The organism is Vibrio sp. 10N.222.46.A1, assembly GCF_041473595.1.
In the GTDB taxonomy this organism is placed as follows: Bacteria; Pseudomonadota; Gammaproteobacteria; order Enterobacterales; family Vibrionaceae; genus Vibrio; species Vibrio tasmaniensis_A.
Map to the genome: position 1 here is coordinate 1 of NZ_JBFRSN010000003.1, position 12,969 is coordinate 12,969.

10 protein-coding genes and 1 pseudogene are annotated in these 12,969 nt (G+C 44.8%); 2 read left to right on the forward strand and 9 right to left on the reverse strand.

Annotated features, from left to right (window positions below; translation table 11 throughout):
* From parE to nudF, 5 genes are all read right to left on the reverse strand, one after another.
* Positions 1–1,366: DNA topoisomerase IV subunit B (gene parE, locus AB4496_RS00120; RefSeq protein ID WP_372130464.1), on the reverse strand; the 1,366-nt coding region annotated here is incomplete at its 3' end.
* Positions 1,367–1,605: 239 nt separating this feature from the next.
* The gene (yqiA, locus tag AB4496_RS00125; RefSeq protein WP_009848964.1) at positions 1,606–2,211 is read right to left on the reverse strand and encodes an esterase YqiA; all 606 of its coding nucleotides are present in this window, start codon (positions 2,209–2,211) and stop codon (positions 1,606–1,608) included.
* Positions 2,211–3,035 carry a 3',5'-cyclic-AMP phosphodiesterase gene (gene cpdA, locus AB4496_RS00130; protein ID WP_009848963.1) on the reverse strand — a complete coding sequence of 275 codons (825 nt, stop codon included), beginning with the start codon at positions 3,033–3,035 and terminating at the stop codon, positions 2,211–2,213. Before cpdA ends, yqiA begins: the two co-directional genes overlap by 1 nt.
* Positions 3,036–3,094: 59 nt before the next feature.
* Positions 3,095–3,535 carry a DUF1249 family protein gene (locus AB4496_RS00135; protein ID WP_009848962.1) on the reverse strand — a complete coding sequence of 147 codons (441 nt, stop codon included), beginning with the start codon at positions 3,533–3,535 and terminating at the stop codon, positions 3,095–3,097.
* A 4-nt stretch (positions 3,536–3,539) separates the two neighbouring features.
* Positions 3,540–4,169: an ADP-ribose diphosphatase gene (gene nudF, locus AB4496_RS00140; RefSeq protein WP_009848961.1), complete on the reverse strand. Its 630-nt coding sequence runs from the start codon at positions 4,167–4,169 to the stop codon at positions 3,540–3,542.
* Between the two features lie 226 nt (positions 4,170–4,395).
* Between nudF and tolC the strand changes: the two genes are divergently transcribed.
* Positions 4,396–5,706 (forward strand): outer membrane channel protein TolC, encoded by a 1,311-nt coding sequence (tolC, locus tag AB4496_RS00145; RefSeq protein ID WP_102257736.1) that lies wholly within the window; start codon positions 4,396–4,398, stop codon positions 5,704–5,706.
* A 167-nt stretch (positions 5,707–5,873) separates the two neighbouring features.
* Here tolC and hldE read toward each other — a convergent pair whose 3' ends face one another.
* The 3 genes from hldE to AB4496_RS00160 form a co-directional block, all read right to left on the reverse strand.
* Complete coding sequence (gene hldE, locus AB4496_RS00150) at positions 5,874–7,304, reverse strand: bifunctional D-glycero-beta-D-manno-heptose-7-phosphate kinase/D-glycero-beta-D-manno-heptose 1-phosphate adenylyltransferase HldE (RefSeq protein WP_009848977.1); 1,431 nt, start codon at positions 7,302–7,304, stop codon at positions 5,874–5,876.
* A 165-nt stretch (positions 7,305–7,469) separates the two neighbouring features.
* Positions 7,470–10,319 (reverse strand): bifunctional [glutamate--ammonia ligase]-adenylyl-L-tyrosine phosphorylase/[glutamate--ammonia-ligase] adenylyltransferase, encoded by a 2,850-nt coding sequence (glnE, locus tag AB4496_RS00155; RefSeq protein ID WP_009848976.1) that lies wholly within the window; start codon positions 10,317–10,319, stop codon positions 7,470–7,472.
* A 252-nt stretch (positions 10,320–10,571) separates the two neighbouring features.
* The gene (locus AB4496_RS00160) at positions 10,572–11,828 is read right to left on the reverse strand and encodes a methyl-accepting chemotaxis protein (RefSeq protein WP_009848975.1); all 1,257 of its coding nucleotides are present in this window, start codon (positions 11,826–11,828) and stop codon (positions 10,572–10,574) included.
* Positions 11,829–11,925: 97 nt separating this feature from the next.
* On the opposite strand from AB4496_RS00160, the gene AB4496_RS00165 reads away from it, so the two are divergent.
* Positions 11,926–12,675 carry a potassium channel family protein gene (locus AB4496_RS00165; RefSeq protein ID WP_009848974.1) on the forward strand — a complete coding sequence of 250 codons (750 nt, stop codon included), beginning with the start codon at positions 11,926–11,928 and terminating at the stop codon, positions 12,673–12,675.
* 39 nt (positions 12,676–12,714) lie between these two features.
* On the opposite strand, the pseudogene AB4496_RS00170 reads toward AB4496_RS00165, so the two are convergent.
* A pseudogene (locus AB4496_RS00170) lies at positions 12,715–12,969 on the reverse strand (inorganic triphosphatase); the annotation flags it as partial.

Here is a 12,969-nt window from a genome sequence, read left to right on the forward strand (position 1 = left end):
ATACTTGGTCCGCTGACACTTCCCATGTATTTAGGATCTTACCGCGAAGTGGCATAACCGCTTGGAACTCACGATCACGTGCTTGTTTAGCAGAACCACCCGCCGAGTCCCCTTCCACGAAGAAGATTTCGGTACGACTTAAATCTTGAACCGAACAATCGGTTAGCTTACCCGGCAGTGCTGGGCCTGAAGCAATCTTCTTACGCACAACCTTTTTGCTTGCGCGCATGCGACGGTGAGCATTCGCAATACAAGCTTCAGCTAACTGTTCTGCCAGTTGTGGTTTTTCGTTCAACCACAAGCTAAAGGCATCTTTTACCACCCCAGACACAAACGCTGCGGTTTGACGAGAAGAAAGACGTTCTTTTGTTTGACCAGCAAATTGCGGATCTTGCATCTTCACCGATAATACGTACGAACAACGATCGAAAATATCGTCACCCGTTAACTTAACGCCACGCGGTAGAAGGTTACGAAATTCACAGAACTCACGCATTGCATCAAGCAGACCTTGTCGAAGGCCGTTTACGTGTGTACCACCTTGCTTAGTTGGTACTAAGTTCACGTAACTCTCGGTGATCATATCACCGCCTTCTGGCTGCCAAATAATCGCCCAGTTCGCCATTTCTGTTTCAGCAACGAATTCGCCGACATAAGGTTCCTCAGGCAGTAAGGTGTAACCTTTCACACCTTCTGCAAGGTAGTCTTTTAGACCATCTTCATAGAACCATTTATGTTCTTCACCGCCAACCTTGTCGACAAAGGTGATTTCTAAACCAGGGCAAAGTACAGCTTTAGCGCGCAAGTTATTGATAAGACGTAAAACAGAGAACTTAGAGCTATCGAAATATTTTGGATCTGGCCAAAAATGTACCGTCGTACCGGTATTGCGATGACCACAAGTACCTGTAACAGTAAGATCCGTTACGGCATGACCACCTTCAAGGGCAATTTCATGTACCTGACCGTCACGGCGAACCGTCACTTCAACACGTTTTGACAACGCGTTCACCACCGAGATACCTACCCCGTGCAAACCACCTGAAAACTTGTAGTTATTGTTCGAGAACTTACCGCCAGAGTGGAGCTTAGTTAAAATCAGCTCAACACCTGAGATGCCTTTTTCAGGGTGGATATCAACCGGCATACCACGGCCATCATCCGTCACTTCTAACGATTGGTCAGCATGCAACACGACTTTAATCTTCTTAGCGTGTCCCGCTAGTGCTTCATCAACCGAGTTATCAATGACTTCTTGGGCAAGGTGGTTTGGTCTTTCTGTCTCGGTATACATTCCCGGGCGGTGTCGCACGGGGTCGAGACCTTCAAGTACCTCGAGGTCTTTTGCATTATATTGTTCAGTCATAATACGGAGTTTACTCAAAAAGTTTGCGTCAGTTCGCTGGCTCTAGTTTGACTAAAGCGAAATCATTACTATGAACCGTCATAGTAGAGCGAACGAGCGAAGTATTGGGGAATATAGTCTGGAAGCTGAGTAATGATGTCAAGCTAGTTCAAAAACTAAGGCATCAAACTATGATATTTCACCACTGATAGATGAAATAACAGTCAAACAAGAGAAAATTACTTGATTGCTGAAACAGATTAAAGATTTAGAAAGGTGATGATTTGTTGGGGGTAGCGTTCAAAATTAACAAAGCTATGATCCCCGCCCTCTTCTACTGTCTGTACTGCACCTTGGTACTTCTCTACCGCTTGTCGGTAATCCAGAACTTCGTCTTCCGTTTGCTGAAGTAACCAGAAGTCACTCGGCTGAGCGATAGCCGGAACCTCTAACGCCTTCAGTTCATTGATATGTTTTGTTTCCAGAACATATCGCTCTTCTGTGTATGGATTTACTTGTTCACCTAAATAGTCAGCAAGAAGCTCATACGGCTTAACGGCTGGGTTCACAACCACAGCTTTAAAGCCATAGTGACTATTCAGCCATGTTGAAAGATAGCCACCCAACGAGCTACCTACCAACGCTATCTGATATTGCTCTTTATATTGCTCCACCAGTTGCTGCAAATAAATGGCCGCTTGCTGAGGAAAACTCGGCAGTTGAGGTGTCATCACCTTGATATCAGGACGATGCTCCGCGCAATAGTCAGTCATCACCGTTGCTTTGTGGGAACGTGATGAACTGTTAAAGCCGTGAATATAGAGAAGCAGTGGCGGCTTAGCGGCTTGCTGTTCAGAATCAAACATCAATAACCTGCCGCTTCAAAATCAGGTAAGAATTGTCCATGAGGTAAACGGCGTACTTGCGTACTTACTGATCCATCTTGATGCAATTCAATCTCTCTCCAACCAGGTGACAAAGTATCAACCGCAAAGTCATCTGAGTTAGGCTTGAATTGCACACAAGTCGACGGTGTTGCCATGACTTGTACACCATGATGATCTCGATTCATGTCTTGATGAACGTGACCACACAGTACCGCTTTCACATTGGTGTGCTGTTGAACCACTTCCCAAAATTGATCAGCATCTTTCAGATTATGTTGATCCAGCCATGCACTGCCAACCAATAGTGGATGGTGGTGCAGCAGAACCAAGGTATTACGTTCGGGAAATTCGGTTAGCTTTTGTTCTAGTAGATCAAGCTGTTGATCACTGAGACGTCCGTGAGGCACACCAACCACTTGCGAGTCCAGCATCACCATCTGCCAATTATTACCTAGCAAAACATGCTCAACGCACTGTATTTGTGGTGATGGTAAAACACTGCCCATATTCGGTTTGAAGTCATGATTCCCTGGCAACCAGTAACACGGTTTATCCAAAGGTTGAATTCCTGACTCAAATTTTTGGTACGACTCAGCACTGTGATCTTGAGAAATATCACCGGTTGCTAAAATCGCTTGATAGTCAAAGCCCTGACTAACAATGGCATCGACTACAGCACGAAAGCTATCTTGAGTGTTGATGCTTAATAAGCTGCCATTGCTCGGCGCAAATAAATGCGTGTCCGTTAGCTGTACAAGCTTAATACTGCTCTCATCAAATTTTGAAGTGTGTGATAATTCCAAAATAACAAATCCAGATACGTTACTGTTTAGACTTTAAAAGTGTTTTTAAATAGGCTCAATTAAAAAGAAACTGGGGTTCGGCTGATACCTGTTTTTAAACAAAACGTTAACCATTCCCCAAGAAATTTGTTCAATTGAAATTTCTCATCCTTTTGCAGAAGTTTTGTGTTGGGATAGTCATATTTTGCTTTGACTCGCGAAAAATCCCCGCTAGCGCACACTTCTGCAACTCGAGCGTCGTGATATAGCCTGACAGACATTTTTGGCAAAGGAAACACTGGCATCGCGTCACTCTGACATATATCTATTAATGTGGTGTATTTTGTGACCTCATTCACTGTCAATTGATACACCATATTAACGGCTTGGTAACAGCGAACGTCACCAACCTCATGCTCAACCGGTAACAGAGCATTAAGTTTGGCATAGTTAGTCTCGTAAACTCGCATCAATTCAGCCAAATCGACATGATACGGTTTTTTGACTGCTATATTTGGCATGACGTTAATCTATCCACTCTGACTGTAATTCTTGGTAGTTCAATTGTAGCCACTGCAGCGCAATGATCGTGGCGCCATTTTCAAACACACCGTCTTTTACTAACTGATAAGCGGCTTCGCGACTCATCACTTGCACGCGAATATCTTCACCTTCGTAATCCAATCCGTGAACCCCTTTTGCTGTCGTGGCGTCAACACAACCAACAAAGACGTCGAGCTTTTCTGAGCAACCGCCGGATGAAGGATAATACGAAGTAATAGGCAATACAGATCCGACGTCGACCCCCGCTTCTTCCATCGCCTCACGACGAGCAACATCTTGTGGTGATTCATCGGTATCAATAATCCCCGCAACAATTTCGTATTGCCACGGGTTCTCATGCTCTAGAGCACCGACACGGATCTGTTCGACGATCACCACTTCATCACGCACAGGATCATAAGGTAGCAAAGCGGCAGCATGTCCACGCTCAAACATCTCACGCTCGATTGGTTGGCTCCAGCCGCCCTCAAACAGTCTATGTTTAAATGTGTACTTAACCATTTTGAAAAAACCACGAAACAGCGTCTCTTTTGAGACTATTTCCACATCTTGCGGAGTAAACTCATGTCGTTGATTGTCATACTGTTGCATTTGATACCTCACTAAGTGATCTTATAGTTTACTCATTGTCCGAGTTAACTACCAAGGATAAGGTTCAACTTTTAGTATAAAACTTATAATTAAAGTTAAGTTTTAAAAAATAAATATTGCACAAGTGGACAGTTAACTGTAAAAAAGTGCAAAGTTTCGAGTAAATTACCACCAAACTGGGTTAAACTCTTTTAAAGAAAATTCCATTAAAGGCAGGAATAGGAAAATGAAAAAACTGCTTCCACTATTTATCAGTGCAGCAATTGGCAGCCTGAGTTCGTCAGCTTTCGCTGATACGCTAGCTGAGGTTTACGACCAAGCAAAACAGAACGATCCTCAACTTCTTCGTTCAGCAGCGAAGCGCGATGCCGCTTTTGAAGCAGTAACGTCAAACCGTAGTGACTTGCTACCACAAATTGACTTGAGAGCTAACTACGACATCAACCGTGGTGAGCGAAGTGATGTAAATAATGACAGCAATCAATGGGGAGCTGGAATTTACTTTTCTCAAGAGCTGTACAAACGCTCTTCTTGGATCACGCTAGATACAGCAGAGAAAACAGCTCGCCAAGCTGATTCTGCTTATGCAGCAGAGCAACAAGACCTGATCCTTCGTGTTGCTACCGCTTACTTCGAAGTACTTCGTGCTCAAGATAGCCTAGAGTTTGTTCGTGCTGAAAAAGCCGCAGTTGCTCGTCAACTGGAACAAACTAAGCAGCGCTTTGAAGTTGGCCTTTCAGCAATCACCGATGTGCATGATGCGCAAGCTCAGTACGATGGCGTATTGGCAGACGAAGTTTTAGCAGAGAACACTCTGATTAATAACTACGAAGGTCTACGTGAAATCACAGGTCAAGAGCACTCTAACCTAAACATCTTAGATACAGACCGCTTCTCAGCAAGCAAGTCTTCTGAATCTGCTGTTGCACTGGTTGAGCAAGCTCAAGAGAAAAACCTGAAGCTATTGGCATCACGTATTGATCAAGACATCGCTAAAGATAACATCACGCTAGCAAGCTCAGGTCATCTACCTAGCCTAACGTTGGACGGTAGCTACTCTCTTGCCGATCAATCAAGCAGCCCTAGTGATTACGACCAAGATAACCTAAACGTCGGCTTAAATTTAGTTGTGCCTCTATACACAGGTGGTAGTACAACTTCTTTGACTAAACAGGCTGAATACAACTACGTTGCAGCAAGTGAAGATCTTGAAGCGACTTACCGTAGCGTTGTGAAAGACGTTCGTGCCTTCAACAACAACATCAGTGCTTCAATTGGTGCGCTACGCGCTTACGAACAGTCTGTTGTTTCTGCTCAGTCGGCTCTAGAAGCTACAGAAGCAGGTTTTGATGTAGGTACTCGTACTATCGTTGACGTACTAGATTCAACTCGTCGTCTATACGATGCCAACAAGAACCTTTCAGATGCTCGTTACAACTACATCCTAAGTGTACTTCAGCTTCGTCAAGCTGTTGGTACGCTAAGCGAACAAGACATTGTTGATGTAAACGCAGGTCTAAAAGTCGCAAGTAAGTAATGCTTAAATCCTAGTTAAATACTCTAACCAGAGTATTTAATAAAGTGACTAGATTACCGTTACAAAAATGCCGCTCAATGAGCGGCATTTTTATTATCTATTGAAAGCTAATTCTCAGCCTAACCCAAAGGTTAAGCCTTGAGACAAGAAAGTTAGAAGACTAAGAGTTAGCCTCGACCACCTTTAATCGCTTTAATGATTTCAGTCGTAGAGCAACCATCTTCAAAGTTAAGTACTTTAACTTCACCGCCAGCCGCAATCACTTCTGCACCACCAGCAATCTCTTCAGGTTTGTAATCACCACCTTTCACAAGAATGCTTGGAAGAACTTCAGAGATCAAACGTTGCGGTGTATCTTCAGAAAACGGAACAACCCAATCAACCGCACCTAAACCAGCCAGTACCGCCATACGACGATCAGTTGGGTTCACAGGACGACCTGGACCTTTTAAGCGTTTCACTGATTCATCCGTATTCACAGCAACGATCAAACGATCACCTAACTCAGCAGCATGGTTCATGTAAGAGACATGTCCCGCATGCAGGATATCAAAGCAGCCATTAGTCATAACGACTTTCTCGCCTTTCGCACGAGCACGTTTCACCGCTTCAACTAGGGCAGCTTCAGAGATCACACCGTAGTCAGTATCTTGGCTACCATGAATCGCTTCCGCTAACTCAATCGTAGACAACGTCGATGTACCTAGCTTGCCGACTACCACGCCAGCTGCAGCATTTGCTAATGCACACGCCTCATCAAGTGGCTTACCTGCAGCAACTGAAGCTGCTAATACTGAAATAACCGTATCACCAGCACCAGTAACGTCATACACTTCTTTCGCTTGGGTCGGTAAGTGGAATGGTTCTACGCCTTTGCGGAGCAATGTCATGCCATGCTCACTGCGAGTCACTAGCAAGGCTTCAAAATCAAACTCTTCGATTAACGCGAGCCCTTTTTCGATCATTTCATCTTCAGACTTAACCTTACCGGCAACCAGCTCAAACTCCGCCATGTTTGGCGTAAGTAATGTCGCCCCACGGTAGCGTTCAAAATCTGCACCTTTAGGATCAATAAACACCGGAACGTTCGCTGCGCGCGCTTTTTGAATAAAGCTCTGCACATGCTCCAAAGCACCTTTCGCATAATCAGATAAGATTACCGAGCGTACATTAGGAAGAGCTTGCTCCATGCGAGATAAAACAAGTTCAGGATCCGTGTTCTCAAATTTGTCTTCAAAATCAAGACGGATCAACTGCTGTCCACGGCTCATGACACGCAATTTTGTGATGGTCGGGTAATCGTCCAACTCAACAAAATCACACTTAACCTTTAATGCACCCAAAGTATTTTTCAACACCTCAGCTGGCTCATCTTTTCCAGTCAAACCAACGATATGAGCATGACCACCAAGAGAGGCAATATTCATTGCTACGTTGGCAGCACCACCAGGGCGCTCTTCGTTATTTTCTACTTTAACAACGGGCACAGGTGCTTCTGGTGAAATACGGCCAGTAGGGCCATACCAGTAACGGTCAAGCATTACATCACCGACAACAAGAACGCCTGATTGGCTGTAGTCAGGTAGAATTGGTTTCATTGTGGATCTCCAAAAATCGAATCTGGCTAGAGTCTAGCACACTGATTACAGTGGCTAAACCATAGAAAAATGAGTGAAAGCCTAACTCGATAGATACTCTAGTAGCTAAGAAGTCGATAAGCGATCACTAAATGATAATGACGTAACCGTTAAGAAATAGTTCCGTTACGCTTCCATCCATTGCTTCCATGCCTGAACAACATGTTCCCTTTCCATTTTAAATTTATCAATCGCCACGTCCGCATCAAGGTTGAGTAGATTGCGGTGATGGATTTCATCTCTTAATGTTGTATAGGCATTAGTTAATGCCATGCCTTGCTGTTCGTCCATAATCCCTTGTGACAACAGACTTTCAAAGATTCGTACATTGTCACACCAACGAGTCAACTTAGGTTTTTCATTACTGTATCGAAGTACTAAATATTGCGCCAAAAACTCAATATCGGTGATACCACCCGTATCTTGTTTCAGCATGAATCGATCGGCTTTTTTTCCACCGAGGTGCCCGCGCATTTTTTCACGCATATCGACAACGGATTTTTTAAGTACAGCTTCATCTCGAGTCAAACACAAAATCTCATGGCGAGTCTTGTTAAATGCCGAAGCCAATAAGTCATCGCCATAAATCATACGAGCACGAGTCAAAGCTTGGTGTTCCCAAGTCCACGCGTCATTGTGCTGATACTCGTCAAAAGCATCGGTTGGACTCACCAATAAACCAGAGACACCTGAAGGACGTAAGCGAGTGTCGACCTCGTACAAAATACCAGAAGCAGTTCTGGTCGAGAAAATATGAATAATGCGCTGCGCCAATCTCAGATAAAATTGGCGTCCGTCGATCTCTTTTTTACCATCAGTATAGATGTGTACCGGGCAATCGTGCATGAACACAATATCAAGATCGGAGTTATAACCAAGCTCCCAACCGCCGACTTTGCCGTAACCAACCACGGCGAAGCCACGGCCTTCACGATCTTTAACGTGGGTAGGCTCCCCAAACTTGGCTGTCACTTGTAACCAAGCTTGATTAATGCCGGCCTCAACAATCGCTTCTGCTAAATAGGTTAGATGGTCGCTTACCTTCATAACAGGCAAAACGCCCGCAATATCAGCGGCTGCAATTCTCAAGATACAAGTCTGCTTAAACTGACGCAGCCCCTCCATCTGTTGTTCCATGTCATCTTCAGGAATACGGGCTAGATAATCACGTAACTCGGTCTTGTAAGACTCTAAAGGCACGGGGTTATAGAGTTGCTGCGGATCAATAAGTTCATCTAACAGAATTGGGTAACGACCCAACTGCTCCGAGATCATCGGGCTCGCTGTACATAAGCGAACGAGTTGAGTGAGGGCAGCGGGGTGCTCATCCAATAGCTCAAGATACGTGGTGCGTGTAACGATTTTTTGCAACAGATGCAGCACTCGAGACAAACCAAATTCAGCATCCTTGGCGGTATAGAGCGCTTGAAACACTTTGGGCATTAATCGATTGAGTACTTCACGTCCACGAGGGCCAAGGGTTTTCTTAGCCAAATCAGCTTTGAATTGGATAATGGTTTTCGCCGCTTGCTGCGGGTTAGCAATCGCGATGTCATGCTCTAGAACCTGCTCAATCACATCTTGCTTATGAGCCATATCCCACAACTCACTAAAGTGACTCGCGATTGGGTTAGCATCATCTTCATCAACCCCAATTAGGTCTTCGAATACGGTGTGAACATTCGCCATATGAGCACGTGTCGCATCAATCAAACCATCCCAATCTGCAAACTGCATGGCGACAGCAAGTTGCAACTGTTCGAAATCGCCATCAGGTAAGGTTTGAGTTTGCTTGTCTGCCATCGCTTGTAATAGGTTCTCAAGGCGGCGTAAAAACAGGTATGCCTCACGTAAGTGACCGACTTCTTCTGCTTCTAATAAATGAAGAGATTCAATCGCACTTAGCGTCTCCAACAAACCTCGACCACGAAGGCTCGGTTCACGTCCACCACGAATCAGTTGAAAGACTTGAGCAATAAACTCGACTTCACGAATACCACCAGAGCCAAGCTTAATGTTGTTTGATAAGCCACGACGTCGCACTTCGCTACTGATCATCGACTTCATTCGACGCAAAGATTGAATGGCACTGAAATCAATATAACGACGAAAAACAAACGGACGCAGCATCTGGCGGAGCTCTTGGTATTCAGGGTACATTTCACTGCCCATTACACGCGCCTTAACCATTGCGTAGCGTTCCCAGTCACGGCCTTGTTCTTGGTAATAGTCTTCAAGAGCAGCATAGCTCATGACCAAAGGGCCGCTCTCCCCGAATGGACGCAAGCGCATGTCGACTCGATAACAGAATCCGTCAAAGGTTTGCTGATCAAGCGCCTTGATAATACGTTGCCCCAAACGCGTGAAGAACTGCGCGTTGGCGATACTTCTTCTTGCTCCTTGGGTTTCACCATTCTCAGGGTAAGTAAAAATTAGATCGATATCGGAAGAGAAATTCAGCTCACCGCCACCTAACTTGCCCATACCTATGATCAACATAGGCTGCGCTTCACCTTGCTCGTTACAAGGTGTGCCCCACTCTTTACAACAAATATCGTACTGCCATTGATAGGTCTCGAAGATCATCGCCTCTGCTAGCATCGACAAATGATTTAAGCTCTGTTCTAGATCCCATGAGCCCATAAAGTCACGCCAAGCAATGTAGATCATCTCTCGATTACGGAATTGACGCAGTACACGTTGGCCGCTCATTTCATCAGCACAACCAGAAAGTAACTCGGCCAAACGCTTACGATACCCTTCCGCGCGCTCTTCACATCTCAGCATCTCTGGCAAGGTGCTGGATAAAATCGAGTCACGCTGTAAACAATCACCAACAAAACAGCTCAAGCCTAATACACGCTTGAGCTCGGCAATCAATGACTCAGGCCAAGTGTTAATGGCGTCACTTTGATGCTCTAATAATTGCTCAAAAGCAGACTGGGAATGAGTGACGAGTAGAGAAGGCAATGGCATGTTTCTTCCTTGTGTAAGCTGCGCACCGAACAATTGGTTTGTCGGTTCGGTTCTTCAATAACGAGTTCTAAAAACTAATGATTAGTTATACCAAAGTTCTGCCAATAAAAAACGCCCGCATTAGCAATGTGGGCGTTTTATCAGTGAACTTATCAAGTTGAGTCTTTTCTCTAATAACAAATCTCCAGGGCCAAACCTCTAGGAATAGACCTTTAGATCTTGCGAACTAGAGCTCAGACCGAAAGCTGGGGATTAAACCTTAAACTGCTTAATCTTACCGTCTAGCTCTTGTGCGTTGCTTTCCATGATCTCAGAAGTCTCGAGAAGCTCACCCACCACCACTACGGAGGCTTCAACAAGCTCACGAACATTGGTCAAGTTGACACTCATCTCTTCCGCCACACTAGTTTGTTGGCCCGCAGCAGTCGCGATCTGGAAGTTCATATCATTAATCTGGTTTACCTGACTTACGATGCCATCAAGCTCAGAACCAGCGTTAGTCACTAGGTCTACGCCTTCAGCCGCTTCAACAACACTCTTTTCCATCAGCTCTACAGCCGAGTTAGCACTGCTTTGTAGATGGCTGATCATATCTTGAATTTCTACTGTCGCTTGCTGAGTACGTTGCGCAAGGTTACGAACCTCATCGGCAACAACCGCAAAACCACGCCCCGCTTCACCTGCACGCGCGGCTTCAATCGCTGCGTTCAAAGCCAATAGGTTGGTTTGCTCTGAAATGCCTTGGATAGTACCAACCACACTGCCAATCGAGTCTACGCGCTCTTCTACTTGGTTTACCGCTGCTGCAGAGGCTGCGATGTCCGAAGAAAGCTCACTCATCTTAGAAACAGAACCTTGAACGAACTTCTGACCTGTTAGTGCTTGACCTGATGCTTGCTCAGTAAGAGAAGAAGCACTTTGCGCGTGCTCAGCCACGGTTTGCACAGTAGACGTCATCTCGCTCATTGCTGTCGCTAGTTGGTCGATTTCGTTAAATTCTTCCTGAGCTGAATCTTTGGTTTCGGACATGCTGATGGTCATCACTTCCGTCAGGGCAAACAACTCATCAGAAGAGGCCACCTGAGTTTTGATCATGTCACTCAACTGGACTCGAGTTTTTTCGAGTTCTCGTGCCACATCACCGTATTCATCTTTACAATCCATATGAATTGGCACTGATAGGTTCTTATCGGCCATCGTTTTAATGGCGTCATTGAGGTATTGAGTTTGGCGAAGCATAACGCGCGCTGCCGCCAATAGAAGAACCACAAACACAATGATCATCAAGGCTGTTTGCCAAGCCACTTGAACTAGGTAAGTCTCGTAATGCTGCTGTGCAACTTGTGCATTGTTAGTGACTGCAAGTAATGAATCGTAAAACGCACTTGCGTCCCATAGCTGCTTCGAAATAATCAAGATAGTGCTGAAAACCATCAGCATGATCATTTTTGGAACGAGACGGATGTCCGAGATAATCCTTTCCCACGGCTTGAATGACAGTTTAGTCATTGTCAGTTCTCCATTAACTCTTATATATTGATGGCTTCTATATCCGCGAGATGGCTATGTCAGTCAAAGTTCGCGATTTATTTTGAGCCTCGTATGAATGTTAAATAGTATCAAAGACACCACTAAGCCGATGAGCTTATTATCACTGATTCTCTCTTTCTTAGCGTTATTTGTGATCTCAGGCTTATTGTTTGCACCGATTGATAAAGAATCGAAACAAGTTCTTATCGGCCTGGACTTTATAATCTGTAGCGTTTTTCTTTTTCAGCTCACTATTGATCTATTCAGATCACAAAATAAGAAAGAATATCTAAAAGTACACTGGATCGATTTCTTGGCAAGCATCCCTATGGTCGAGCCACTTCGATTCGCTCGCATTTTTCAGATCTTGCGCGTGATTCTCGTTCTTCGGTCAGGAAAACGTGTTTTCAGGGAGCTGTTTAGCAATCGAAAAGAAACGACACTCGCCTCAATTATTTTGCTATTGGTTATTCTCCTGACCATAGGTGCAGGAACAATACTGCTGCTAGAGCACAAGGATCCCAATGCCAACATTACCACTGGCCAAGATGCTTTATGGTGGGCTTTCGTAACGATTAGTACCGTGGGGTACGGCGATTATTATCCAGTGACGAGCTCAGGCAAGTTAGTCGCTTCTCTGGTGATCATTTGTGGTGTGGGTGTTTTTGGTATGATTTCAGGGTTGATTACTTCTTTGATCACCTCTCCAACTCGCCATGACAATCAACGAGCTGAAAACAAAGAGAAGCACCTTGAGAAGATCATTGAGCAACAACAGAAAATTCTCGAACGACTAGAAAAGCTGGAACAACAAACAAAAAAATAGAGCCGAAGCCCTATTTTCAATTTCATGTTGTTATGAAACTCAGTCTTGCCAATACGGCTCAACTTCTACACTTATTTGGCGTGTCTGTTCCATCGCATGCAGAATAGACACCTCTTGACGAGCTAACCAACGCTCTAGCTGAACCTTCTCATCGCCTTCTAACTTCTCAGTCAAAGGCTCTAATGTTTTAAGTGCCAGCAAACGTCAATACCTTGCACCATATCGGCCCATGGCAAGCGGAAACTGTTTCGTTCATCGTCATCATACAAACTCGCGAAACCAACACCAGAATAT

Bases quoted from the DNA above. Each gene is read 5' to 3' on its own strand.
- yqiA (WP_009848964.1), bottom strand. From the start codon at position 2,211: ATGTTTGATTCTGAACAGCAAGCCGCTAAGCCGCCACTGCTTCTCTAT.
- AB4496_RS00135 (WP_009848962.1), bottom strand. From the start codon at position 3,535: ATGCCAAATATAGCAGTCAAAAAACCGTATCATGTCGATTTGGCTGAA.
- nudF (WP_009848961.1), bottom strand. From the start codon at position 4,169: ATGCAACAGTATGACAATCAACGACATGAGTTTACTCCGCAAGATGTG.
- tolC (WP_102257736.1), top strand. From the start codon at position 4,396: ATGAAAAAACTGCTTCCACTATTTATCAGTGCAGCAATTGGCAGCCTG.
- hldE (WP_009848977.1), bottom strand. From the start codon at position 7,304: ATGAAACCAATTCTACCTGACTACAGCCAATCAGGCGTTCTTGTTGTC.
- glnE (WP_009848976.1), bottom strand. From the start codon at position 10,319: ATGCCATTGCCTTCTCTACTCGTCACTCATTCCCAGTCTGCTTTTGAG.
- AB4496_RS00160 (WP_009848975.1), bottom strand. From the start codon at position 11,828: ATGACTAAACTGTCATTCAAGCCGTGGGAAAGGATTATCTCGGACATC.
- AB4496_RS00165 (WP_009848974.1), top strand. From the start codon at position 11,926: ATGTTAAATAGTATCAAAGACACCACTAAGCCGATGAGCTTATTATCA.